Here is a 24,175-nt window from a genome sequence, read left to right on the forward strand (position 1 = left end):
GGCGTGACCATAGCTTTTCATGGTAAAATGAAAAGTGTCGCTTCAGGCCAGCCATGCGTAAACAACGGTGGAATATAATAAATTGCTATGCCATGAGAGGCGGCAATGAATGCTAAAGCCTGACAGAAGTGGCGCACCATCGCCGCTCCCGGGCTTAGATTGGAATGTGAGTGTCATGTCTGAAACCGTAAACGGCAGCGTCATCGCCATATCCAGCCAGGTCATGCGCGGTTCCGTCGGCAACCGCGCCGCGGCATTTGCCCTTGAAACACTGGGGTTTCCCGTTTGGTCCGTTCCCACAATTGTCATGCCATGGCATCCCGGTCAGGGACCGTCCACCCGGCTGCGTTTTCCCGACGCGGATTTTGAAAAGGCGATGGACGATCTGGCCAATGCGCCATGGACCGGTGAAGTCAAAGCTGTACTGACGGGCTATTTCGGCAGCGCTGCGCAGGTGAGAGCCGTTGCGCGCCTGATAAAAACGCTGCGGGAAAAGAACCCGGACCTGATTTACGCCTGCGACCCGGTCATGGGCGACAAGGGCGGGCTTTATGTGCCACTGGAAACCGCGCAGGCCATTCTGGACGAGCTTATTCCACTTGCCTCGATTGCCACACCAAACCGTTATGAACTTGCGTGGATGAGTGGTGCAGACCTTGAAACCAATGCCACCATCATGGATGCGGCTCTGGCGCTTGGTCCTGCACGCATGCTGGTTACTTCGGCAGTGCCGATGATGGCAGGCGGTATCGGCAATCTGTTCCTCAGCGGTAAAGCCGCCTTGCTGGCTGAACACCGTTCGATCGACAATGTGCCAAACGGCCTGGGCGATTTGCTGGGCGCACTGTTTCTGGCGCGGGTGCTGCAAGGCATGAGCGATGAGAAGGCCCTGCAACTGGCAACGGCCAGCGTTTTTGAAATACTGGCACGCACCATGAAACGTGGCATGAATGAGCTGACGCTGGAAACCGACGCCTCAAGTCTTTCTACGCCAATGGCCATGGTACAGATGCGCCACCTGATGCATCCCAGCCGGGTGAAACAAAAATAACAGCTACTCGATCTGCCAAAAAGGTGTAGATCGAGCTCATTCAGAAAATGCGAAAATACAAAACCATGCGCATTTTCCGCAATCGGGCCTGTCCCTTGCTGCTTCGGGACAGACCTCACCAACTGATTGATATTCAGTCAAAGGAAGGATAATTCGAACCCATGCAGAATTTCCCCCCATCTCTTCTGTCTGGCTACAGAAACTTCATGAGCGGTCGCTACAAGGATGAAAGCGAACGTTATCGCGCCCTGGCTGAAACCGGTCAAAAACCTCAAACACTCTTTATCGCCTGTTGCGACTCCCGCGCTGCGCCCGAAACGATTTTCGATTGCGGTCCGGGAGAACTGTTCGTGATGCGCAACGTCGCTAACATGGTTCCGCCATTTGAGCCCGACGGCCAGTACCACGGCACATCCTCGGCCATCGAATATGCCGTTCAGGTCTTGAAGGTGAAGGACATTGTTGTGATGGGCCACGGCCGCTGCGGCGGCATCCAGGCAGCTCTCGACCCCAATCTGGCGCCCTTGTCGCCCGGCGACTTCATCGGCCGCTGGATGGGCCTTGTGAAACCCGCTGCCGAGCAAATCCAGAGCAACGACATCATGACGGCTGGCGAGCGCCAGACCGCACTTGAGCGCGTCTCAATCCGCAACTCCATCAACAACCTCATGACCTTCCCGTTCCTGAAAACCCAGGTCGAAGCTGGCAAAACGAAAATTCACGGCGCATGGTTCGACATCTCGACCGGTGAACTGTGGATCATGGACAGCAAAACGGGCGACTTTCGCCGCCCGGATGTGTGATTGAATTGAAGTGGTGACGGCCAGACTTACTGGCCGTCGATCGCCTGACCGATATGGGCAATTGCCTGCTGGTAAACGCTTGCAGCATTCCAGCCCTGAATGGCAGCATAGCTCGGCTGACCGGGCTGATAACCAGCACCACGAACCCAACCGTGACCCTTGAGGAAGTTTGCCGTCGAGGCAAGTGCATCGGCGCGCGAACCAACCAGATCAACGCGACCGTCACGGTCAGCATCAACGCCGTAACGAACCACGTTCAGCGGCAAGAACTGCGTCTGGCCAATTTCGCCGTGTGCTGCACCCTTAGCGCTGGTCGACAGTGAGCCCTTGCCGACGAGCTGCAGAGCCGCATAAAGCTGCTCTGTGAAATATTCAGAACGACGGCAGTCATAAGACAGGGTCGCAACAGCAGACAGCGTGTGCTGGTTGCCCATGAAGCTGCCAAAACCGGTTTCCATGCCCCAGATTGCAATCAGCGGGCCAGCAGGAACGCCGTAAGTCTTTTCAAGCTGCGCAAACAGCGCGGCATTGTTGCGCTTCATGGTCTTGCCACGGGAAATGATCGTTGCGCCACCACGTTTCTGCATGAACTGGTCGAAGGACAGCTTGAAGCTGTGCTGGCCACGGTCGGCGCGAATGGTAGCGGTATTGTAGGTCACATTGGCAAAAGCGCGGTCAAGAACCGATTTGCTGACACCCTTGGCAGCGGCTTCATTCTTGAAGGCATCAACCCACTGCGAAAAACCAGCAGACGTATTGCCACATTGCGCAGCCATTACAGGCGCAGCCACCAAACCGGCAAACATCGCCACACCAAGGGAAAGTACCTTCATTGCCCGCATCAGAAATTCGTCCTCGATTGTTACTTCAGGGGAGCTTCGCCCCTGACAGCGCACGGCCTTGTTGCCGCGTATAAATTGTAAAATGCCTGCTCATGGAAGAAGCGGCAAATAAACTGGCCGTGATGCGGCTAATTTAAAACCCGCCTCTTCTTAACTGAACAGGCGGGTTATATTCAACGTTTCTTACGAAAAAGTATCAAGCAGCAGCTTTGCGTGGCTTGATAAGGCCACGGTTGACCAGAAGCTCGGCAATCTGGATTGCGTTAAGGGCTGCACCCTTACGCAGGTTGTCGGAAACAACCCAGATGTTCAGGCCGTTTTCAACCGTTGCGTCTTCACGGATACGCGAGATGTAGGTCGCATCTTCACCAGCACTTTCAACAGGCGTGATGTAGCCGCCGTCTTCATGCTTGTCGATGACGAGGCAACCTGGCGCTTCGCGCAGGATGTCACGAGCCTGATCGGCAGTGATCTCGTTTTCGAACTCGATGTTGACGGATTCCGAGTGACCGATGAACACAGGAACGCGAACAGCGGTGCAAGTGACCTTGATCTTTGGATCAAGCATCTTCTTGGTTTCAGCAAGAACCTTCCACTCTTCCTTCGTGTAACCGTCTTCCATGAACACGTCGATGTGCGGGATCACGTTGAAGGCGATACGCTTGGTGAACTTCTTGTTCTCGACCGGGTCAGCCACGAACACTGCGCGGGTCTGCGTGAACAGCTCGTCCATGCCTTCCTTGCCAGCGCCGGAAACGGACTGATAAGTGGACACGACAACACGCTTGATCTTGGCAAAGTCATGCAGCGGCTTCAGCGCGACAACGAGCTGCGCTGTCGAGCAATTTGGGTTGGCGATGATGTTCTTCTTGCCAAAAGTATTGATGGCATCCGGGTTTACTTCCGGCACGATCAACGGAACTTCCTGATCATAGCGCCATGCGGAAGAGTTATCGATGACAACGCAACCCTGTGCGCCGATCTTCGGAGACCACTTCTTGGAAATATCGCCACCCGCCGACATCAGGCAGATATCGGTGTCGGAGAAATCGTAATTTTCGAGATTGGAAACCTTCAGCGTACGGTCACCGTAGGAAACTTCGGTACCCTGGCTGCGTGCCGACGCCAGCGCCACAACTTCATCTGCTGGAAACCCGCGTTCTGCGAGGATATTGAGCATCTCGCGACCGACATTACCGGTGGCGCCTGCGATTGCAACTTTGAAACCCATAATCAAGCTCTCTTTCTTCTCTCCTCTTTTTGGTGAGGGGGAACCGCATTGCTGCGATTTCCTGTTCCCCAGCCAAACCGGGGAGAGAGCGGTGGCCAGAGACGTTAGACGGTTTTAATCGTCGTTTTGGCCATAATTCGGATAGAATAAGAAAAGCGTGGTAAAGCCCCGGCTTCATCAGCCGGTCTGTTGCATGCAGCAATGTCACAGACATTCAAATGCAAGGTCGCTCTCCCTTTCGAGGCAAGCTATTAGATGGTTTAGCGGTTCTGTCAAGGCTGTATCGGCTGAAAACTGGTCGCGAAACGCCTGTCATCAGGCAAAAGCTGCGGCACTTTGCACAAGCAAATTAGACTAAAGTCATAATGCGAAAGCATCGCTCTTCCTCTCGTTAATTTTCTGTCAATCTATTCACTGGTGCATCGTGCCTTTTCAGGCAACCCGGAGGAGAGTTGGGTTCACGCGATGCGACCATTTTACATCTGTGGAGGACAGAAAATGGCAAACGCAGCAGCCGTAAGCGGCTCGTCCCGTCCAATGACGGGAGAGGAGAAGAAGGTGATTTTCGCCTCTTCCCTCGGAACAGTTTTTGAGTGGTACGACTTCTACCTTTACGGTTCGCTGGCCATCTATATCGGCGCGACCTTCTTCAGCCAGTATCCGGAAACGACGCGCAATATCTTCGCGCTTCTTGCCTTTGCCGCTGGCTTCCTCGTTCGCCCGTTCGGCGCGCTGGTGTTTGGCCGCCTCGGCGATCTGGTCGGTCGTAAATACACCTTCCTCGTCACCATCCTCATCATGGGCGTTTCCACGTTCCTCGTTGGTGTTCTGCCGGGTGCGGACACCATCGGTATCGCCGCTCCAATCATCCTGATCATCCTGCGCATGCTGCAAGGCCTGGCACTGGGCGGTGAATACGGCGGTGCTGCCACCTATGTGGCCGAACACGCTCCTAACGGACGTCGCGGTTACTTCACCTCATGGATCCAGACAACAGCGACGCTTGGTCTGTTCCTGTCGTTGGTCGTCATTCTTGGCGTGCAGTTTGCCGTTGGCAAGGAAGCCTTTGCTGCCTGGGGCTGGCGCATTCCGTTCCTTCTGTCCGTCGCACTTCTGGGTGTTTCGGTCTGGATTCGTATGAAAATGAACGAATCCCCCGCCTTTAAAAAAATGAAGGACGAAGGCAAGCAGTCCAAGGCACCGTTGACGGAAGCTTTTGGTCAGTGGAAGAACGCCAAGATTGCCATTCTGGCGCTGATCGGTGCAGTTATCGGTCAGGCTGTGGTCTGGTACACAGGCCAGTTCTACGCGCTATTCTTCCTTCAGAGCATTTTGAAGGTTGATGGGCAATCGGCGAACATCATGGTCGCCTGCGCGCTGATCCTCGGCACCGGCTTCTTCGTACTGTTCGGTTGGCTGTCCGACAAGATCGGCCGCAAGCCGATCATCATGGCTGGCCTTCTGCTGGCGATGCTGACTTATTTCCCGCTGTTTAAAACCCTGACATGGGCCGGCAACCCGGCATTGGCACAGGCGCAGCAGGATGTTCGTGCAACGGTGACTGCCGCACCGGGCGACTGCAAATTCCAGTTCAACCCAACCGGTACTGCCAAATTCACCACCTCATGTGATATCGCAACGGCGTTCCTGACACGCAACTCCGTACCTTATGATGTTGTGATGACAGCTCCGGCCGGTACTCCAGCAACGGTTGCCGTCGGTGGCGCCACCATCAACAGCTATGACGCTGTTGCAGCGGGCGATCAGGCAACGGCACTGAGCAACACCTTCCAGAAGCAGGTCAACATTGCCCTTCACGATGGTGGTTACCCGCTGGTCCGCGGCCCTGCAAAGGTGGCGGATGCCAAGCTGGATGCCTTCATTGCAGCCAACCCGGAACTCAATCTCAATGCAGAAGCGGTTCGCGCTGGCGAAAAGGCCGCGGTCCCGGCCGACAAGCTGGTGGCTGACAAGCTGGCAACGACGGCGGAACTGAACGGCGCATCGGAAATGGCGGTTTACACCATTGCCGGTGGTGGTGGCTTCACCATGGTGTCCGATCCGGCCGCGGTGAACTGGACAGTCATTATCGCTGTACTGACGGTTCTGGTGATCTATGTGACCATGGTCTACGGCCCGATTGCCGCTTTGCTGGTCGAACTGTTCCCGACCCGCATTCGTTACACCGGCATGTCGCTGCCATACCATATTGGTAACGGTTGGTTTGGGGGTCTGCTTCCGGCAACGGCTTTCGCGATGAGCGCGGCCAAGGGCGATATCTATTATGGCCTCTGGTACCCGATCATCTTTGCAGGGATCACGCTGGTCATCGGCCTGCTGTTCCTGCCTGAAACCAAGGACCGCGATATCCACGCGATGGATTGATCACCTTACACGACCAAAAGAAAACCCGGCACAAAACGCCGGGTTTTTTATATCTGCCCTTATGTTCAACACACCATCGGGCACACAGCCTTTGAGCGACAATTCATTGTGTTGGCAGCGATTGGCTTTGCACCTCACCGCCTTGCATCCTGAACATCTGCGCAAAAAACTGTTCATCCGACAGGCGACGAAGCACCGCCGCAATCATCGCCGTTACCACAACCGCAAACACCACGCGCCCGACAAGAATGCCGTAGACGTCAGCGCCAAGCGAAATCATGATCAGCGTATCCTCGATCACGCTATGCGCAAATCCCATGAAGACGCAGGACAAAAAAATCTGACGGGGAGATACCGTTCCCGAACGAGCCTCGCGGATCAGCAGGCCGGCACCATAGGAAATTCCAAGGAATAGTCCGACAGCCGTCAGATGGCCCGCCTCGCCTCGGATACCGGCAAGCCGCAACACCGGCTCAAGGGCTTTCATCATCCATGCCATCACCCCCGTCACTTTCAGCAATTCAAGCGCCCAGAACAGCGCAAAAAGGATAACGAACATCAAGACCATGGTTTCGCCAAGGCTCCAGAAATATTCGCTCCACTGCGGCGTGACGCTGAGCGGGATCCAGGCCGGATTAACCGGCGCCGACAACCAGTCCATGGCCTGCAAAACATGATGCAGAAGAAAGGCGTAGAGCAGACCGCCTGCAACACGCAGCACGGTGGTGACAACCATGCCAGGACCAGCCTTCTGGATAATCTTCTGCTCGATAGGTAGACCGTGCGCAAACAGGATCAGTGCCGAAAAGACAGTGATATCCGCAACAGTCAGCGACGAGGCCGGCACAAGCGCAAAAATAAGCGGCACCGCGCCCCAGATCCCGACCAGCATTGCCGTCAGCCATGCCAGACCAAGTTCATTGGGCAGGCCAACCAGGCTCATCACAGGGGAAAAGGCCGGCGCGACCGCCTCGATCACCCCCATGCGCGACAGAAGCTCCGTCAGAATGGCGATGGGAACGGTAATCCGGACAAGCAGCCAATAAATATCGATGGTGTCGCGCGTTTTTAGCATGAAGGTTGATAGCAGTGGCTGCATCAGAGGCTCCTTTGACTGTGCCCTGATCTGCTACCGCAGGCCCATTCGAATTTTTGGTCAAAGATTGCAGCTTCGTGCAATTTTATTGCAAATCCAATTTCATGAGCCTTATGTTGCCAGCATGGACAAGATCGATCAGAAACTACTCAACCTCATGCAACGCGATGCATCACGCACCAATGTCGAAATGGCCGACGAGGTGGGTCTTTCGCCGTCCAGTTGCCTGCGGCGGGTGCAGCGGCTCCACAAATCGGGGATCATCGATCGCATCGTGGCGATCCTCAATCCCTCGAAAGCCGGGCGTGGCATCAAGGCATGGGTGACGGTTGAGCTGAAACTGCATGGCGAACAGCATATGCGCCGGTTTCTGGATCTTGCATCTGCTGAGGCCGCCGTGACACAGGCCTATGCCGTCACCGGTGAAGCGGATGTCGTGCTGATGTTGCGACTGCGCGACATGGAAGAGTTCGATGCACTCTGTGAGCGGCTGTTTCGGGATCAAACCAATGTCGCAAGGTTCTTCACTATGGTCGTCATCCGCACGGCAAAAGAAGAAACCGCCATCCGTCTTTAAAGGACGCTGGGTTACAGCGTCCGGTAACTGCGGTTGAAATAGAGCAGCGCTTCACCCTGTCCGTTATGGCGAATGCATTGCACATCGCAGATCAATATGTCGTGGGTGCCACCATCATGAATGTCACGCACCACGCAATCCAGCGACACCATGGCACCGTCAAGCGCCGGTGAACCAGTTTCAAGCCGTGACCAGACACCGGCTGCGAAACGTTCCACCATCGGTGTCTTTCCGCCAAACAATGCACTGAGGGTCTGGTGCTCCGACGTCAGCGTGTTGATGCAGACGACGCGGTTTTTGATAACCGATGGATGGGCGGACGAGGCCCGGTTGATGCAGACCAGCATGGTTGGTGGATTGTCTGAGACACTACATACCGCTGTTGCGGCAAAGCCAGCCATGCCACCTTCCCCGTCTGTTGTCACGATATTAACCGCTGCGGCCAGATGCGACATGGCATTACGAAATGCCAAACTGTGCTCAGCCGAAGATGGTGTTGTATCCTGCGTGGTCACGGTCAGAATTTGTGCCTGCATCGGTTCATCCTGCTTTCACAACAACAGGCCCGAAATCGTATTTCAAAGGACCTGATTTCAATTTTGAAAATCGCTGCGCCAGTACCGTCGGAACAAGCGCATGGCGCAATCACGTCACGCCTGCACGCATGCCTCTTCAAAAGACAGGCGCGGCAATCGGCCGAACAATTTCGAAGGATCACCGTGGCCGAGATTGATCAAGAAGTTGGATTTCCAGCTTGTCCCGGCAAAAAATGCCTCATCGACCTTTGCCTTGTCGAAACCGGACATCGGCCCCGTATCCAGTCCCAGACTACGCGCCGCCAGGATGAGATAACCTGCCTGCAAGGTTCCATTGCGGAACGCGGTTTCCTCTGCAACGGCAGGGCTCGAGGTAAACCAGGACCTGGCATCCGCATGTGGGAAGAGTTCTGGCAGTTTCTCAAAGAACTGCGCATCAATGGCGGCGATCACCGTGACCGGTGCTGCCATGGTCTTTTCCAGATTGCCCGAAGACAAGGCCGGACGCAGTTTTTCCTTGGCCTCAGCCGAGCGCACGAACACAAAGCGCGCTGGCGAGCAATTGGCCGATGTTGGCCCCATGCGGGTCAGTTCGTAAATTTTCTGCAGTTCCGCATCGGTCACGGGCTGATCGCTCCAGCCATTATGGGTCCGTGCTTCTGTAAACAGCTGTAGCTTGCCGCGATTTTTCGGAATTTTGACACGAGAAATCGGAATTTTTGCTTTTCCGATTGCGCTGTCAAATCCTCCTAAAACCCGCTTGAACTGACATTCACAAGCTTCGGGTTGTAGACGTGCCTCCATTGCGAGGTGACTGCGTCGTACAGGTCGGTCGTGAGCTTCTTCCGTGCGGGCTCTGAAACCAAGATAGACTTGCCGCCACAAGCTTCTGCGTCGGCATCTGGAACAGCCCTGAACCAAGCCAGAAAGAAAGCCTTTAGCTCGGCTCCCTTAACCTGTTCTTCCCCTCGGTAGAAATCATACGATTGGCAAAGGCGCTTCAAATACACATCCACAAACTCCGGCATCAGACCGTCATCACCCGGCGTCTGGCTTTACCGCCCACCAGTGCCATTTGAAGGTGTCTCGGCAGTGCGAGGAGACCGAGATAGAGCGACGATTGCAAGTCATCGAAATTCATTGGCTGCTGCGCCACTTTGAGGGCTCCTAAAACCGCGTTCAAAGCATCTTTAAACCTCGTTCGAGATATTGCCAAACGTCTCCGATGATGGTTCTAAGGCCGTCCCTATCCAAGTGGGGAAAACAAAGAACCCGCTCAGAGGCCGCGCTGTGAGCGGGTTCTTTCGTATCTGGTGCCCCACCATTTGATGACAGGGTGGCGGTCCTGATAATATGGCTACTATCAGGACCAACGTATGGTTACAGAACCTTTATTCCATGTCTTTATAAAACTGAAATGCTAGCTGCACGGTTCTAAAAACCTCAATACCGCTCCGGCTACCGTCTTGGTTAAAGGTGCCCCATCTGCCGCATTGCAACCGCTTAACAATCGTCAGCGTGTGACCGTCTTCGTCTATTATCTTCCAATCGGCACCGCTCGGCACGATGTTTGTACGAACTGGTTTCATCCTACATCTCCTTTTTTCGAGGCCCGATCATCGGCACCTCACGGCAAGGAGAGCCCATAAGCATAAGTAAAGATGTGACCTCCCGATGATGGGGCGGCATGGTACAGATTGCTACTGACCCTATTGCACACAAAATGATGGGGCGGCGGCGTGCCGCTCGTAGGCTAAGGCCTCCCCACGTACCTGTACGGCACGTATCTAAGCCCCCGATCATTGCAAATCCTCGTTGCCAATCGGTCGAAGTAATCGTGAGCAAAACTCATTCGAAAGCCGTTTTCATCGAAGAGGACGCGAACACAACCAAGGTCCACTTGCTCAATTGTTCGGACCAAATCAGTAGTCCCATTTGGAACGCGAAAAATGAAGACCAATACTATGTATGTCGGTTTCCATTGATGCCACTCATTCATTATTGCTACCGGATCCAACTCTCCTTTTGCCGTAATGTCCTTCAATAACCATCCAAATACAGACGGGCCTTTCTCTGTAATTCTGGCGGATAGTAACGAGCCGTGGGTGGTGCCAGGATTATAAAGCAGGCTAAGGGCCCCGGGAGGTATCGTCACCACGTTTCGCTCAATCTCAATAGCTGGAGATAAATGGTAAGAGCACGAACGTCCTCGCACCCAACACCCCCCAGAAAAGTCATAGGAAAGCGTCTCGAAAAAGCCTCCCCAATCTCGAGTTTGCATTGGGTCTGGTTCCCAAGTTTTCAAGTTTAAATGGACTGAGAACGATGAAATGAGCGTGTTTGCTGGCTTTTCGTTCGGCGGGAAATTGCCAAGCCAGCTGTCGTAATCTTGAGCGTGCTGCATCACATCCCAAGCACCACTTCCAATCGCGTTAACAGCTCCAAGGGATGGCAAGTTGTACACCTTAGGCTTCAGATTATTCCGCAAATCTATCGGTGACATAAACGAATAGTCGAGGGGACTTGCGCCGAATATTTCAATTTCCCTGAAATCGTTTGCAATGGCCGCCACATAGCTCATGGGGTCTTCAGCAAGGGTGATTGCTCCGATCTGATAGGCGACCTCATTTACGAACTCTTCGATTTGAGCGCCATTTCCTGCGGCAGCCATCGCAATTCGCCCCCCGATCGAGAAGGTCTTCCGCGTGAGCGTCACAGGCTCTAACGGTAGATCGGCAGACCATTCGATATCGGAGGGCAAGAAGACTGGGATTGTGCTGCCTGGAATAGTAGCCAATGTATCCGAAATGAATGCCGGTACTGGGCGACCAGTTCCAAAGTACATGTCAGGCGAGATGTATAAGCAAGCTGTCACCATTAACCTCCAGAAAAGGTGATTAGTTTCGCACCTTTTCTGGAGTCATCGCCCCCGTCAAGACATCATCGATTCAACCGATGATGGCGCGTCGGGGTGTAGATACATACCAAAAGCGTGTTATGAGGAAGCCTTGAAGCCATCGAAAGCTATCCCGCCCATGCTTTATGATACTGCGTCGTCGTTCGCTATAATCGGCTTTTGCATCGCGCTGGTCGCAGCGGGTTGCTATCTGTTTAATTGGCTCGCCCCTAAGCGATTGAAGAAGCCAATTGGCTGCGAACACAATCCGGACAAAGAGTGCTCCGAATGCTGGCAGGACAGGCAGATATAGTCTGGCTGCGCCCTCACGCAGCCAGTGTTTCCGCGACAAAATTATCCAAGTGGATACCAGTATTCGCCGCTTGGGTTGACTGGAAACGGACGCCAGCGCGACCAGGACCAGCAATATCTGTATCCGTGACAGATATCCGCTCGACGCCATCGACCAAGACTTTAATAGCGCTTCCTCTGACTTCCAACACGACTGCTCTTGATGATCCTGCGGCTATCGTAGCTGCATATGTGGACCCGAGTTGCGTGCTCACACCCGCGACAATCTTGTAGAGGCGGAAGCCCGTCCCGGCGAGATATGATACGTAATAAAACGTGGAAGCTCCATCATGTCGGGCAACGATGGCAGACTGTCCTGCGTCAGTAATGCTGTTGAAATCGGCCCGCACCTGATAGTTGGCACTTCTTGGCGTTCCGCTTGCGCGGTACGTCGTGCTGGCGTTAGCAGACCGGACCCTTCCAGCATTGATTACCGGCGATGTGGTAGAGCCTAGCCATGCACTACCACTGTCCGAGAAGTGAGCCGACAGGTTAGTGCCGTCAGTATCGGTAAAGCTATCCTGAGCGAAGATCATCGTTGCTGGCAGCCTTACCGGAGTACGACGGGCAGCTAGGACGGCGGTGGCTATGACTGCATGGCCATTGTCAGTCGGGTGAATATTGTCGTTGGATATTAGGGATGCGCCACCGTTGTCTCGCATAGCGGAATACGGGTCAGCAAGGTAGACACCAAATTCCGTCGCTATGTCCATCACGGCCTGAACATACTCTTCGAACCCGGCACGGCTCTGCCCAGTAAATTCTGCGTTGCCACCGGAGCTGACCAGTCCTGTGTCGGTGATATAGTAGGGCGTCACTACACAAATGCGATCTTGAGTGTATCCGCCAGCCAGCAAGCCGTTCATAACATCGCGATAGTCATTCTTGTAGCGGGCGACATTGAAGGTGGTGGGAGCGCCAATATAACGCGCGTCATTGAACCCATAGGATACAAAGATCATCTCACGCTTATTTGCACCCAAGAGGGCGGTCTCAAATCTATCCCTACCGTTTTGGGCACGCGGTGAGCCTGTGCTGTCGGCAGATCGCTGTAACACAGTTCCTGAAATGCCTTGGTTCAGCGGATCACCGGCTGAAAGAGCTGTCGATACGATGTTAAGCCAGCGATGAGCAGCATCAGATGCATTCAATCCAACAGTGATGCTGTCACCAAACCCGATGACGCTTGAGACGCTTTGAGGCATCGGGAGGGGCTGCGGCACCACCCCACCGCCCTCTGGAAGGGCAACTGGTGAGCCAAATACGCGTGACAGGCGTGGATGTGTAAGTGCTCCCATATCACACACTCCATGCTCTAAGCGTGTCGCCAACCTTGTTGCTGTGCCAGACGAGCTTCACAAATGGCAGTCTGGCGACAGATATAAAGGCGTCACTGGCAACACGGGCCGAGGTCACATAAGCGAATGGCATTGCCTCATTCAAACGGGCGTGAACTTCCACGATGCCGTTGCGATCGCCTGTGCCGTCAATCTGGATGATCTCGTCTGCAGCTGGCGACCAGACTGCGCTTTCACCGTCTTTATTGGTGGTGTTGATACGTTCTGGCATGACCAGCTCCTTACAGGTTTGGCCAATCGAATGGCGCGGCGGTTGCAAGTTCAGTGAGGAAATCAGGGACCGTTGGCTGCGGCCGTTCAGCAGCCAGCACGCGGTCCAGTTCGGTGTTTGAGTAGGTCCAGACGACTGAGCGCCAAGCCTTCAACGCGGCTGCTTCAGCGGCATATTTGTCGTTCTCGTCATCGAGATATGAGATGGCCGTGAAAATGTTGTCGTAGCCGCGTTCTTTGGCTTTCACGTCAAGCATGGCCTGGATGGCATCGGCATACGGCTGACGCGGATTGGTAACTGGAGGGGCAACGCCCCAAACTCTGGGAGCCATGCTTAATCCTTCCATTGGGCGACGACGCCCGAAACCTGAATGTTCTTGTTGTTGGCGGTTCGCACGCGCCACTTCGCTGTTGATCCGGCAGGCTGAGACGACAAATCAATATCATTGGCCTCAAACATTCTGACACCAGAAAAGCTGGTTGTTAGAGAGAGGACCGCAGCCGTCCATGTCGTGCCGTTGTCACGGGAGAACTCGCCTATCAGGTCAGTGTTAGCGTTAATCGTTTCGGCGCCTGAAACCTGAATGGAAATCCTTGCGGTTTCCGGCTGTGGCGCTGCCGTGTAGGGCTGTGAAACCAGCGTCATGGCGCTTGCCGCGCCCCCGGAGTAAAGCTCGAACTCACCAATGCCAATAGCGATACCGCCAGTCTGTACCGCGCTGATAGTGATGCGATAGTAACGGAAGTTTGCAGGTGTGCTTATGGTGAAGTTACGAACAACACCTTCCGTCCACGCAGTTTCTCCGGATACTGTGTCCAGCGTTGTGAAGTTCGTTCCATCATTAGAACCGGACAAGACCCAAGAAAGAGGAGATTGGTTGATAGCTCCGTTTCTTGGCTGGATGCTGTAGCTATGACAAGTCTTGCCGTTTGACGCCCCGAAATCGACCTGCCACCAGCCAGAGGTAATACTGTTATTCGTTACCCAAGCGGTGTTTGCCGCCTTGTCCGCAGCATACCAGACCTGCAAACCTGCACCGGTATTGGTGTTGGACGCGCTAACCGTCACCCCAGCCGTTGTTGCTGCTGTCATCGTAGGTATTTGAGCAACAGCGCCGGCAACGGTCGGCACATACCAATCGTTAGCGGCATCATAAACAGCGTTTGTCTTTGTCAGTACACCCGCTTCATCATCAAAAGCATCCGCGACACCTCCGACCATACCAAGTCGCAGGCCTTTTAAGTCGGCAATCTCAAGTGCAAAGATCGCGTCATTCGCACCGCCTGCAGGAGACGTTGCAAGGGCATTGATCGCCGCTTGAACAGTGGTTGGATTGTCCTTCAAACCCGCAACCGAGTTATCAAAAGCGGTCAGCAAAGCGGTGACAATCGCCTGCTTCAGCTTTTTGCCGGAAGGTCCGTCGAAGGCAGCAAAGGCCCCATCCGTTGCACTGTTCGGACCTTCGACATCACCGGGAACACCAACTGGAATACCCAACTGAATGGAAATAGCACCTGGGCCCGTAGGCGTGATCTGCAAAGAGACCTCGGAGCCAGGCAAAAGCGTTTCCACAGGCTCAAAGGTGATGTTTGTAAAGCCACCAGGATTACCCTGAATACCCTGTTCAGGGGTGATAAAGGCCGGATCAAACCAGTCTGCAACAGTAGCCGATTTCTTTATCAGGATTGCTGAACGGTCATCGCCGGCGTCGATCACCAGAACGGAAAAGCCTTCATCCTCCCCATCATAAAGAGCAAGACCAGCCAGATCGGCAACTGTCTCGTCATAATCAACGCCCTGTATGAAATCGTTACGATTGACAAGGGTTGCCGTTGAGGGACCGGTAAACAGCAGCAGTTTGTCGGCTTCAGGCGTCACGCCGGCAATGGCAGCGATCGCGGCATTGGCCAGTCGCTGGACGTGCTGTGACAAGGCCGTCGCGGTGGCGACCTGCTGGGTGCCGTAGGTGGTTTCGCGCACCAGGGCGTATTCGTAGGTGCCCGATACGCCGGTCCATTCCAGTTCGGCCGTAATCTCTGTGTCACTGACAACGGTGTTGAACGGAAGCGCATTTCCGCCTTCTGCCTGCACATAGATGACGCCGGCCGCGATGATTGCTGTGGCCCAGCCGGTATCGGTTCCAACAATGGACTTTGACCCTTGGGCAAGCGTGATGGTTCCTGTGGTGTAGGCGGTCATGGTCAGTCCTTCTTGGGGAGGCCGAAAATGTAGTAACGAATGCCGTACAGCGGTGCGACGTCGTACTCGTATGTGACGTTCTTGTTTGTGTAGTCCTGCGAGGTGGCCCAAAAGGCCCATATCGGCGCACCTCTGGCGGTGTAGAATGTGGCCTGAGTATCGGTCAGACGGCAGTAAGTGCTGTCGCCGCATTGATAGAGCGGCACATGAACTGATCCGCCATGGGTAACCCGCCCGATGGCCACACGCGGTTGGCGCACCGACTTGTCAATTGCGACACCCAGTCCCGAAGTTGCCTGCCCTGGGTGGACCGTTGTGTATTTCACAAACGGAAAGACCTCAGCGCCACCTTCAAACGTGATGTTGTGTTCCTGAAGGCCACTGCCCACAGGGATGAAACCCTCTTTCAGGATTTGCAGGCATGGCCAACGGCTGTCCAGGACGATATCGGCAAATGATGGATTGGCCGAAGCGCCGGGACGCAGAACCTGAATAACGCGCTGGCCATCAACCATAAGCCGCCGCCATACGTCATTGTTACCCACGGTTTGAGGGGTGTTGTCGAAGGCATAGACGATAAAACGAGCTCTGCAGGCGGCAACATTATTAAAGTATAGCTTGCCGCCACTGATCCAGTGCTCTCCGCCGAAGTTTAGATCGGATGGTGAAGCGGGATAATAGATGGTGTTGCCGATATAATAATGTACGTCGACCAGCGTCGAGGCTGGCACCGCAAAGCCCAGATTGTATTCGGTGACGCCTGCGGGCAGCGCGATATCGTCCGCCGCAATGATCTTTGCAGGACGTTTGGAACTGTCGAGTGCAAGCTGTGTCGTGGTTGCCGTCCGCGTATCGAACCCCGGCTTTGCGACTTTGATCCCGTCTTTATTGATGACGATCACACGCTGGCCAAAGATTGGAGCTTGCGGGATGCCATCGCGGATAGGTGTTTCGTCACCCGGCAAATTCCAGACAGCCAACGCCGAACGGAATCGCTCTGATCCACTTGAAGGTGTTGTGGGAAAGGCTGGCAACTGCGGAATGCCGTCGACCGATCCAACGACCGTTCTCAAGCCGTCTCGATAGTTCTTGCACCAACCATAATAGGCAGCATTAGGCGTGCTTCTGCGGGTGCCTCGGTCCTCATATCCCCGATAGGAAATGATCATGCCGTTCTGGACAAACCGCCCATTGGTTATCCTGATCGGCTTAACCTCATGCAGTGGGAGGTCATAGACCAGATCGGGGAAGCTGCTGTTTCTGTAGTAATTTAGCTGCTGTACCGAATTACCAGCGTTCGAGTAGTTGTCTGCACACCAGGTGTAACTGGATGTGCCCGAACCGGGCGGATAGAAGTAAGTCGAAAACGCTCCCAAGCTCATAGTCGGCATGATTTCTGAGGAGATGACACGAACGTCTGCCGCCCACTTGCTGTTGAAGTAGAAAGCGCCGCGTTCGCTGTCTGGTATCTGCCGTGGATCACGATCACCTTTAGTGATCTTGAAACATGCTACACCCTCGTAGTCTTTGCCGCCTGCGAACCTGACCGTCATGATGCCGACACCACGAAGCCGTTTTCGTCGATGATCACACTACCGTCGCCAAGCTCGATCAATGCCGATTTGACATGGCCGATGTTGCTGACAGCAAGCTTTGCGCCGTTCTCGTCAAATTCGAACACGCCTTGCGCGCCTTCACCATTTGGCGCGACGATCCTGAAACGATCGGCATAGAAGCTCACAGCAGTCTGCAGGACGCCACCAATGTCCAGAACCTCAAGGATCATGGCCGCCAGTGCCGTTGCTTCACCTTTCCGGGCACGCGCTGCGAGCTCAATCTTCGACAATGTGTCGCCATCGGTCTGGGCGGTGATCGCCAGATAGCCTTCAGCCAGGACATCGCCCAGTGATGCCTGTACGCCACTAATCCGCCGCGCCAGTGCAGCAGTTGCCGAGGCGCGCACTTCGCTTTCCTCGATAATGGCCGCGCTTGCGTTGCCAATTTCAGACCGCATCACCTGTCGATCGAGCTGACCCACCACGCCGTCCGTTGAGTAGGAAAGCGACAAGGTCTCCATCTTCTCCTGAAGAAGGTTTATGTCGGCCTGCAACTCGGCCATGCGGTTACGCACATCATCGCGGGTATTCGCAAGGCCAACCATCACGTCGCCGGCATCGATGTCAGGCGTCGTGACCGGCAACCATGCAGACCATTCGGTTGCACGATCGGACGTCGGGATAAACCGGCCACGCGCCATATAGTCGGCCTTGCCAGCAAAGATCGCATTCAGCGTCCAGGCATAGGGCGCTTCGTAACGAATGGTGTCGCTGTCGAACACCGTCTGATCTGATGACACCAGCTTGACCTGGACGCGAATGGCCTGAACATCGTCCTGGTCTGGCGCGCACCGAACCTCGATCGACGGACGCCATGGTTGACCATTGGCGTTCGGCAGATAGGCCGGAAGCACCTGCCAGCCATACATTGGCTGTGGTGGCACCGGTACCGGGCCAATCCAGCCAACAACAGGTGGAATGATGATGGATGGCGGATCATAGTCGCCGGGTTCGACTTCCTTCAGAACAACGCGGAACAGGCAGCCGGAAATCCGGTTGATGCGATAGACAAAGAATTTCTTGTTGCTGTAGCTGTTACGATTGCTTGACCAGGACACCACATCGTTAGGCTCAAGCGCCGATGCTGAAGGCGGCAAAACGAACTCATGCGTGCGCCAGCGTTGTTCTTCCTCGATCATGGTTGCCATCAGGCACTGCACCTGGGCGCTGAACGGAACGGCATCAAATTGCATCGGTACCGACAGAACCTGACCGCCGTCGCGTGCTACCAGTGCGGCAGATGATTGTTCGGGCGCGTCCTTCTCTGCCCACTTCTGAGCAGGTTCGGGATAGGTGGCTGTGATGGTGTTGTGGGTAGCCGAGATCGATGGGAACGGTTCAAAGTCCTGTTCCTGTGTCACGACGATGCCAGCATCCGTGAAAGAATAAACAGCGCCGGCCGGTGAACCGATCAGCAGCTTGATACGGCCGCCAACTTCCGCAAGGCGACCGGAACAGCCAAGGCGAAGTTCCTCAATCGTGTCCAGGCCTTCACTGTTGACGAAGACTTCCAGACCGCCACGGAACTGCCTGCGGGCACCTTCCATGGCGCGATCGGCTTCGTTGATGGCTGCAATGAAGGACGAGGCAGGCAGGCGATATGCGGAGAAGTTGCGGCCGCCATGAAGCCAGCGGTCACCGTAGTAGATGCCGCGTGCCACGTTGTAGATCATGATGCCCATATTGTCGCTGGACGCCCATGTGGATTTATCCGTCCAACGTTGCGGGCCATCACCGCCTGCAGTGCTGTCCTGGCGAACATCGTAAAGGCGCATCGGCTTGGGCTGAAACAGGCAGGCCATCAAACCTCCCTTGAACAGATCGGTATTCACCCGCATCGTGACAATGACGAGCTGGCAACCTCGGCCGATCATCGTGGACTTCCACGGACGCGATGCATGATTGCCAAACTTGGAGCGCAAGAACGGGTCTGCCACAGTCTGTGTGCCGTCCAGATACTTTACCCAGAGGTAGTCGGCACCACCGACACGGAATTGACCGACAGGATATCCGCGACCGTCTGGATGCGGCTCGCCCCAAAGGATCGTGCCTTTCACGTCACCAAACCAAGCCTCGTCAAGTCCTTGTGGGCCGGCATGCGATGGCAGGCATGAAAGTTCGATGACGTCAGTTAGATAGGCATTCGGCGTGCTGCCATCAGAACCCCACGAACCGATGTACTTGCGTCGGCCAGCGGTGGCGCGTGTGCCGAGTAAGAATGACCTGGGCAGGGTGTCGCCCATCTGAACAGATACGGTAACGCCGCTACTCTGGCTCTGTCGTTTCTTGGCTGCCTTGCGTGCCTTGGCCTGCTGGTAGAGCGAGACGCCGATATTGATGGCAAGGCCAACAGCGAGTTTGACGAATGTGCCGGCTGAAAAGATCGAACCAACAACCGCGCCCACTGCAGCGCCAATCGGACCCGCCTTGGTTTCGGCGGTGGCGAGGAGGATAAAACAAAGTGTCCATAAAAGGCGCTTCAAAGCCATGTTAACCCACCTTGAAACACATGGCTGCGGAAAGCAGATTGACCGTGCCGATGCCGTTTTCCTTCAGCACAAAAATCCGCTCACCATTGACGACACCAAGCGCATGACCGATCGGACCGCCGACATCGATGGCAGCAACATCGCCCAGGCGCGCACGGCTCGGATGGATGACAGGGAGCAACGACGCGACAAGAGCGCCAAGGCTGTCGAACCCAAGCTTGTGGATGAGACGGGCGGCGCTGGTAGCATCGTCATAGTGGCCGACAACAAACCGGGATATGTCCTGGCCGGTCATGGCTTCCACGATGCGGCCGGCAAGACCAGGACCGCAATCATGGGTGCCCCACTCAAAGGGACGCGCCTTGATGTCATCAATGACGGTTTCGAAACGGCTGCGCCAATCAGGACGGCGGATAAGCTCGATCATGCCTGACCCCACGAAATATCCCAGGTCTCGACCTGACCGGCATAGAGGTTCAACTCGTCATTATCGCGCAGCTTCTGGGCTTCGTATGATGCTTTCTCAGCACTTGTCCTGGTCAACATTGCCATCACTTCGGAAACCACCTTCAGCGAAGCTTTTCCGCTTCCACCGATCGAGGGAGTTTTGTGTGGGGCCCCATCCACGATGCCGATGAAAATGGCTTCGTCAGGCGCTACCGGTCGGCCGGTAACCGGATCAAGCAGGATCTCGTGAATTTCCACGTAAGCGCGGTGAACGTCATATTCCCGCGTCACCTTGCGGGCGACATCGGCAATCTGCGACAGATCAATGGTCACCGTCTGGACTGTGAAATCAGACACAAGAGGGATATCGCTGACGGTCAGGAGGTTGCCGCTGCCATAATACGGCCGCGTAACGGTTAGGCCTTCGCGTCCTTCGATGACTGTCAACCCGATATCTTCGTCGCCGCTCCAGACGCCGACACCTTCAGGCAAGCCGGTCGAGCGATTGCGTGCCTCGATCCAGATTGCCTTGCGGATGACAAGACTGTCTGAGGTGGCCGCTTCGAGCACTTCAGTGATGGCTGTGGGCTGGTTTCTCATATCACCCTCGTGTCTTTTGCAGCGCGGTGAAGCCAGCGCCCTCGATGATCGAGCGGCTAGCCACACCGGGCTTGTGCGTTGTTGGCTGGATGATCATTGCGCAGGCAGGCTTGACCAGGGTGACGCCATCACCAAGGGCAAGCGACAGGGGCAGACGCGGAAAGACCTGGCAGTCGATGAAACCATTGACCGATGCGCTGGTGGTCTCGCTCACTTCAACAAAGGCAAAGCGCGGATCATCTGCAGGACCATATTGGACCTGCATCTTGTCACCGACCGTCAGAACGTAACCGGCAGGCAGACCGGAAAGCTGGGCCAGCGAGCCGTTCCCGGTGGCGCGAATGATCACGGTCGAGTTGCCCAGGATGACGCCGTTTCGATCAGCGGCCGGAAACGGCGAAAGTGGATCGACAAGGAAAAACGCCTTGCGGGCACCATCCAGCGAACGAAGACGCGCTGCGGCCTGTTTCAACTCGTCACGCAGGCCACGGCCGAGGGTAACAACTGCCTTCCATTTTGGGTCCGCAAGTTCGGCCTGCCAGACATCACCACTGCCAGCGCTGGACAGTTCGTCATTGCGCTGAATATCCCATTCCACCGAAGCGATCGGCATATGGTCATTGATAACGGAAAGCGGGAGTGGAGCAGCCATCAACGCCACCTCGGATTATCTGCGATTTCACTGACACGGTCCGGCAGAACAGCGTCGTATTGCTCCAAGCCGCGCTGCACGCCGGCAGCAACCATGTCTTCGATTTCCTGATTGCCACGTGCACCGGTAACGTCGACCTGGATGATTGCGGTCTTCTGGGGCTGGCTGATCTGCATAGGCTGTGATGCTGCAGATGGCTGCCCATTCGGTACAAGAGGTGTCACGGTAGCTGTCACGCCAAGACGGCCGGATGCATCGCGTGTCAACGGCATGATGGCTTCGGGACCAGCTTCCCCCATCAGGCCAGTGCCCTTGGCGAACGGAAACAGCGTCGGCTTGTTGACGATGGAGTTGGTGAATGCACCACCCTTGGCAAAGGGAGTGACGGCACCATAAACGCCACCGTTTGCATTGAATGCATTGATGCCGGTTGCCCAGGCACTTGTGCTGCTGGTGCCGATCGATGAGCCGCTGCCGAACAAGCCACCGAAAATGCCACTTATCAAACCACCAATGCCACCGCCTGACCCGCTCGATGCGCCGTTGACGCTGATCATCGCATTTAAAACATCGTTGATAAGCGTGTCGGCAACTCGCAACAGAGCCTTTACGCCGGCATCACCCAGAGCATCAAAAAGCTTTTCGCCCTGGCGCAGACCGCCAAACAACGTCGATGTGAAATCGCCAGCGAGATCTCGCGCATACTGAAGCTGGTAGTTGGTGCGGATTAGTCCGGCTTCGGTGCTGCTGAAATCAACAGGAAGGCCAGACGAACGCAATGCACCAGCAATCTGCTGATCCATGGCAGATCGGCCCATCTGCTCACGATCAAACAGAAGATTGGCCTGCAGCGTCGCCTTGGCTGCTTCCTCGGCATACTGCTTGAAAGCCTCGACACGTTTTTCAATGGCGGCGACCTGGGCGGCCGACAACGATCTGCCTTTTTCCTCTGACTGTTGAAGCAGGTCGAGTTTGAAGCGCAGCGCATCGGATGCAATGCCAGTCTGGCCGGCAAGCTGTGCCTCAAGTTTCATCTGGGCAACGCGGTCATCGGCCGACTTGATCAGATCACGATAGGCGTTCGCCGTTGATGATGCTGCACGTTCGGCAGATCGATCGCGATCGCCAAGTGTGACCGGCTTGTTGCTCGGTATCGGCACGGAGGTCTGGTTTCCGTCAGAGTTGATAACAAGCGGGTTCCGGTTCGCTATGCGCGTCAGAGCATCGCGATAAGTGCTTTCGACATCATCGCGTTCTGTTCGACCATTCGCTTTAGAAAGAGCGTCGACATACAGGCGATGTGCGTTCTCGGCTTCCGTCATCGCGGGAATGGCGATGCCGGCAAGCTCCCTGAGGGATTTGTTCAGCGCCTGGATGGACGCGACCTGGTTCTGTGCCTTGCCGCCAATCAAATCCAACTGCTGAAGCATGCCGGGGATGGCACGTGCAGCCTCGACAACGCCTTCGTCTTTAAAATCGCGCATTTCCTTGGCGAGGGTGCGCAGTCCTTCAAGTACGTCTTTGTTTTCCGCGATGCGGGCCATAGCACTGCGGAACCGGAGAATGTCCGGTTCTCCATCGGATATCGATTTACGCAGTTCGACAAAAGCATTGCGCCAATCGCGAAGGACAGCGACATCCGTATCCTTGGCAAAAGGTGCAATCATCGGAGAATAGGTGCTTCTCGCAGATGCTGCCTCGATCAGCAGATCGCGAGCATCCTGCAGGCGATCGCGGATGTCGACGGCCGTGCCGGTCACACCTTCATTCACGTACTCCCGCAATCCCGCTGCAGCTTGGCCGTACAATTCTTTCAATGAGCTGACCGTGTCAGCATGGCCTTTCAGGATTGTGTCGGCAGATTTGGCACCATCTTTGGCCGAGGTGAAATACTGCACAGCAGCCGTCGCCGCTGCGATTGTGCCAATAGTTATGAGTGAGACAGGCGAAATGACGGACATAAATGCTGCTGCGAGACCCCTGATAGGGCTCTGCATCTGCGTCAGGATCGCTGAAAGCTGAGTACCTTGCTGCAGCGCCACCTGCAGGGGAGACATGCCCATGGCCGCAGTGACGCCAATGTCCTGGAACTGTGCAGCAATGTTGGCGGTCTCAAAACCACGAGCACCAGTGCTCATGACGGGTGTGTCTACGATCGCACGACTGCGGCCCTTGATGGCGTCAATGCTGGCAAGTGTTGCCTGACGATTGCGATTGAGCGCCGCCGTCATCTCATCCGCCGACAATGCGCCGGCAGCATGAGCGGTTTTGATTTCAAGTTGGGCGGCTTTGTACTGCTGGATGGCAGCAAAGAGCGGATTGTACTTTGCGCGGAGGCGATCCAGTTCAGCGCCGGTCGATCCGCCCAGCGGCGTGCGAATACCTTCACCTGCAGCACGGTTCAGCTTTTCGATTTGAGCTGCTGAGTTGCTGGCGGCGTTGCCGATCGAGGAAACAGCCTGGCTGGCTTCAGCAGCGCCAGCCTTGGCCGGATTGGCATCGATCTCAACGCGACCGGAAATACGGAACGGGTTAGCCATTGACCACCTCATTCAGGATCGGCATCGCGGCGGCTTCCATAATGCGGAGATCCGCAAACACATGTGCCGGCGCGTTGATGTCGTCGAGGACGAGCTTGCAGGCAGGATAATCAAGGCCGAGCCAGAGCATGCCCGACATACCGACAGCAATCCGCCACTGTGTCTGGCAGACAAGGAAAGCATGAAGGCTGGGCCAAGCATTTGGCATGATCGCTATTGCTTCCTCTATCTGTGCTGCGGGTACTGGTAGGTTCATTAGCTGGAACTGCCGCCTGACTTCGTCATCGATAGCGGC

The 24,175-nt window shown here is 55.4% G+C and carries 22 protein-coding genes; 4 read left to right on the top strand and 18 right to left on the bottom strand.

Going from position 1 to position 24,175, the window contains the following annotated elements:
• Positions 1 to 175 precede the first annotated feature (175 nt).
• A complete protein-coding gene (gene pdxY / locus ACZ5FM_RS14270; protein WP_464039018.1) occupies positions 176 to 1,051 on the top strand; it encodes a pyridoxal kinase PdxY in 876 nt (291 codons plus the stop codon).
• Between the two features lie 161 nt (positions 1,052 to 1,212).
• Positions 1,213 to 1,854 (top strand): carbonic anhydrase, encoded by a 642-nt coding sequence (locus tag ACZ5FM_RS14275; RefSeq protein WP_192491465.1) that lies wholly within the window; start codon positions 1,213 to 1,215, stop codon positions 1,852 to 1,854.
• Between the two features lie 26 nt (positions 1,855 to 1,880).
• Here the strand turns inward: ACZ5FM_RS14275 and ACZ5FM_RS14280 are convergent, their stop codons facing one another.
• Positions 1,881 to 2,696 (bottom strand): lytic murein transglycosylase, encoded by an 816-nt coding sequence (locus ACZ5FM_RS14280; protein WP_464039019.1) that lies wholly within the window; start codon positions 2,694 to 2,696, stop codon positions 1,881 to 1,883.
• A 196-nt stretch (positions 2,697 to 2,892) separates the two neighbouring features.
• Positions 2,893 to 3,927 (bottom strand): aspartate-semialdehyde dehydrogenase, encoded by a 1,035-nt coding sequence (locus tag ACZ5FM_RS14285; protein WP_192491467.1) that lies wholly within the window; start codon positions 3,925 to 3,927, stop codon positions 2,893 to 2,895.
• Positions 3,928 to 4,425: 498 nt separating this feature from the next.
• On the opposite strand from ACZ5FM_RS14285, the gene ACZ5FM_RS14290 reads away from it, so the two are divergent.
• Complete coding sequence (locus ACZ5FM_RS14290; protein ID WP_464039020.1) at positions 4,426 to 6,312, top strand: MFS transporter; 1,887 nt, start codon at positions 4,426 to 4,428, stop codon at positions 6,310 to 6,312.
• 103 nt (positions 6,313 to 6,415) lie between these two features.
• On the opposite strand, the gene ACZ5FM_RS14295 is transcribed toward ACZ5FM_RS14290, so the two are convergent.
• A complete protein-coding gene (locus tag ACZ5FM_RS14295) occupies positions 6,416 to 7,411 on the bottom strand; it encodes a nucleoside recognition domain-containing protein (protein WP_464039022.1) in 996 nt (331 codons plus the stop codon).
• 121 nt (positions 7,412 to 7,532) lie between these two features.
• Between ACZ5FM_RS14295 and ACZ5FM_RS14300 the strand changes: the two genes are divergently transcribed.
• Positions 7,533 to 7,985 carry an Lrp/AsnC family transcriptional regulator gene (locus tag ACZ5FM_RS14300; RefSeq protein WP_250985587.1) on the top strand — a complete coding sequence of 151 codons (453 nt, stop codon included), beginning with the start codon at positions 7,533 to 7,535 and terminating at the stop codon, positions 7,983 to 7,985.
• Positions 7,986 to 7,996: 11 nt separating this feature from the next.
• Here ACZ5FM_RS14300 and ACZ5FM_RS14305 read toward each other — a convergent pair whose 3' ends face one another.
• The 15 genes from ACZ5FM_RS14305 to ACZ5FM_RS14375 form a co-directional block, all read right to left on the bottom strand.
• Positions 7,997 to 8,521 (bottom strand): flavin reductase, encoded by a 525-nt coding sequence (locus ACZ5FM_RS14305; protein ID WP_259149398.1) that lies wholly within the window; start codon positions 8,519 to 8,521, stop codon positions 7,997 to 7,999.
• A gap of 114 nt (positions 8,522 to 8,635) precedes the next feature.
• Complete coding sequence (locus tag ACZ5FM_RS14310; protein ID WP_464040476.1) at positions 8,636 to 9,217, bottom strand: malonic semialdehyde reductase; 582 nt, start codon at positions 9,215 to 9,217, stop codon at positions 8,636 to 8,638.
• Between the two features lie 695 nt (positions 9,218 to 9,912).
• Entirely contained in the window at positions 9,913 to 10,110 is a 198-nt protein-coding gene (locus ACZ5FM_RS14315; RefSeq protein ID WP_464039023.1) for a hypothetical protein, read from the bottom strand.
• A gap of 164 nt (positions 10,111 to 10,274) precedes the next feature.
• Positions 10,275 to 11,192 (bottom strand): hypothetical protein, encoded by a 918-nt coding sequence (locus tag ACZ5FM_RS14320; RefSeq protein WP_464039024.1) that lies wholly within the window; start codon positions 11,190 to 11,192, stop codon positions 10,275 to 10,277.
• 551 nt (positions 11,193 to 11,743) lie between these two features.
• Complete coding sequence (locus ACZ5FM_RS14325) at positions 11,744 to 13,066, bottom strand: SGNH/GDSL hydrolase family protein (protein WP_464039025.1); 1,323 nt, start codon at positions 13,064 to 13,066, stop codon at positions 11,744 to 11,746.
• Between the two features lies 1 nt (position 13,067).
• The gene (locus ACZ5FM_RS14330; RefSeq protein ID WP_464039026.1) at positions 13,068 to 13,337 is read right to left on the bottom strand and encodes a hypothetical protein; all 270 of its coding nucleotides are present in this window, start codon (positions 13,335 to 13,337) and stop codon (positions 13,068 to 13,070) included.
• 10 nt (positions 13,338 to 13,347) lie between these two features.
• The gene (locus ACZ5FM_RS14335) at positions 13,348 to 13,668 is read right to left on the bottom strand and encodes a hypothetical protein (protein WP_464039027.1); all 321 of its coding nucleotides are present in this window, start codon (positions 13,666 to 13,668) and stop codon (positions 13,348 to 13,350) included.
• Between the two features lie 2 nt (positions 13,669 to 13,670).
• A complete protein-coding gene (locus tag ACZ5FM_RS14340; RefSeq protein WP_464039028.1) occupies positions 13,671 to 15,536 on the bottom strand; it encodes a discoidin domain-containing protein in 1,866 nt (621 codons plus the stop codon).
• A gap of 2 nt (positions 15,537 to 15,538) precedes the next feature.
• Positions 15,539 to 17,089, bottom strand: a complete 1,551-nt coding sequence (locus tag ACZ5FM_RS14345; protein ID WP_464039029.1) for a hypothetical protein — start codon at positions 17,087 to 17,089, stop codon at positions 15,539 to 15,541.
• On the bottom strand, positions 17,086 to 19,641 hold the full coding sequence (locus ACZ5FM_RS14350; RefSeq protein WP_464039030.1) for a phage tail protein: 2,556 nt from the start codon (positions 19,639 to 19,641) through the stop codon (positions 17,086 to 17,088). Before ACZ5FM_RS14350 ends, ACZ5FM_RS14345 begins: the two co-directional genes overlap by 4 nt.
• 1 nt (position 19,642) lies before the next feature.
• A complete protein-coding gene (locus ACZ5FM_RS14355; RefSeq protein ID WP_464039031.1) occupies positions 19,643 to 20,068 on the bottom strand; it encodes a DUF6950 family protein in 426 nt (141 codons plus the stop codon).
• Positions 20,065 to 20,688 (bottom strand): hypothetical protein, encoded by a 624-nt coding sequence (locus tag ACZ5FM_RS14360; RefSeq protein ID WP_464039032.1) that lies wholly within the window; start codon positions 20,686 to 20,688, stop codon positions 20,065 to 20,067. Before ACZ5FM_RS14360 ends, ACZ5FM_RS14355 begins: the two co-directional genes overlap by 4 nt.
• 1 nt (position 20,689) lies before the next feature.
• Positions 20,690 to 21,340, bottom strand: coding sequence for a hypothetical protein (locus tag ACZ5FM_RS14365; RefSeq protein WP_464039033.1), 651 nt, complete (start codon positions 21,338 to 21,340; stop codon positions 20,690 to 20,692).
• Entirely contained in the window at positions 21,340 to 23,880 is a 2,541-nt protein-coding gene (locus ACZ5FM_RS14370; protein WP_464039035.1) for a phage tail tape measure protein, read from the bottom strand. Before ACZ5FM_RS14370 ends, ACZ5FM_RS14365 begins: the two co-directional genes overlap by 1 nt.
• Entirely contained in the window at positions 23,873 to 24,136 is a 264-nt protein-coding gene (locus tag ACZ5FM_RS14375; RefSeq protein WP_464039036.1) for a DUF1799 domain-containing protein, read from the bottom strand. Before ACZ5FM_RS14375 ends, ACZ5FM_RS14370 begins: the two co-directional genes overlap by 8 nt.
• Positions 24,137 to 24,175 lie beyond the last annotated feature (39 nt).

This window comes from Agrobacterium sp. 5Ca50 (assembly GCF_055381905.1).

Excerpts from the sequence above, each read along its gene's own strand:
- pdxY (WP_464039018.1), top strand. The coding sequence starts at position 176 with ATGTCTGAAACCGTAAACGGCAGCGTCATCGCCATATCCAGCCAGGTC.
- ACZ5FM_RS14275 (WP_192491465.1), top strand. The coding sequence starts at position 1,213 with ATGCAGAATTTCCCCCCATCTCTTCTGTCTGGCTACAGAAACTTCATG.
- ACZ5FM_RS14280 (WP_464039019.1), bottom strand. The coding sequence starts at position 2,696 with ATGCGGGCAATGAAGGTACTTTCCCTTGGTGTGGCGATGTTTGCCGGT.
- ACZ5FM_RS14285 (WP_192491467.1), bottom strand. The coding sequence starts at position 3,927 with ATGGGTTTCAAAGTTGCAATCGCAGGCGCCACCGGTAATGTCGGTCGC.
- ACZ5FM_RS14290 (WP_464039020.1), top strand. The coding sequence starts at position 4,426 with ATGGCAAACGCAGCAGCCGTAAGCGGCTCGTCCCGTCCAATGACGGGA.
- ACZ5FM_RS14295 (WP_464039022.1), bottom strand. The coding sequence starts at position 7,411 with ATGCAGCCACTGCTATCAACCTTCATGCTAAAAACGCGCGACACCATC.
- ACZ5FM_RS14300 (WP_250985587.1), top strand. The coding sequence starts at position 7,533 with ATGGACAAGATCGATCAGAAACTACTCAACCTCATGCAACGCGATGCA.
- ACZ5FM_RS14305 (WP_259149398.1), bottom strand. The coding sequence starts at position 8,521 with ATGCAGGCACAAATTCTGACCGTGACCACGCAGGATACAACACCATCT.
- ACZ5FM_RS14315 (WP_464039023.1), bottom strand. The coding sequence starts at position 10,110 with ATGAAACCAGTTCGTACAAACATCGTGCCGAGCGGTGCCGATTGGAAG.
- ACZ5FM_RS14320 (WP_464039024.1), bottom strand. The coding sequence starts at position 11,192 with ATGGCTGCCGCAGGAAATGGCGCTCAAATCGAAGAGTTCGTAAATGAG.
- ACZ5FM_RS14325 (WP_464039025.1), bottom strand. The coding sequence starts at position 13,066 with ATGGGAGCACTTACACATCCACGCCTGTCACGCGTATTTGGCTCACCA.
- ACZ5FM_RS14330 (WP_464039026.1), bottom strand. The coding sequence starts at position 13,337 with ATGCCAGAACGTATCAACACCACCAATAAAGACGGTGAAAGCGCAGTC.
- ACZ5FM_RS14335 (WP_464039027.1), bottom strand. The coding sequence starts at position 13,668 with ATGGCTCCCAGAGTTTGGGGCGTTGCCCCTCCAGTTACCAATCCGCGT.
- ACZ5FM_RS14340 (WP_464039028.1), bottom strand. The coding sequence starts at position 15,536 with ATGACCGCCTACACCACAGGAACCATCACGCTTGCCCAAGGGTCAAAG.
- ACZ5FM_RS14345 (WP_464039029.1), bottom strand. The coding sequence starts at position 17,089 with ATGACGGTCAGGTTCGCAGGCGGCAAAGACTACGAGGGTGTAGCATGT.
- ACZ5FM_RS14350 (WP_464039030.1), bottom strand. The coding sequence starts at position 19,641 with ATGGCTTTGAAGCGCCTTTTATGGACACTTTGTTTTATCCTCCTCGCC.
- ACZ5FM_RS14355 (WP_464039031.1), bottom strand. The coding sequence starts at position 20,068 with ATGATCGAGCTTATCCGCCGTCCTGATTGGCGCAGCCGTTTCGAAACC.
- ACZ5FM_RS14360 (WP_464039032.1), bottom strand. The coding sequence starts at position 20,688 with ATGAGAAACCAGCCCACAGCCATCACTGAAGTGCTCGAAGCGGCCACC.
- ACZ5FM_RS14365 (WP_464039033.1), bottom strand. The coding sequence starts at position 21,340 with ATGGCTGCTCCACTCCCGCTTTCCGTTATCAATGACCATATGCCGATC.
- ACZ5FM_RS14370 (WP_464039035.1), bottom strand. The coding sequence starts at position 23,880 with ATGGCTAACCCGTTCCGTATTTCCGGTCGCGTTGAGATCGATGCCAAT.
- ACZ5FM_RS14375 (WP_464039036.1), bottom strand. The coding sequence starts at position 24,136 with ATGAACCTACCAGTACCCGCAGCACAGATAGAGGAAGCAATAGCGATC.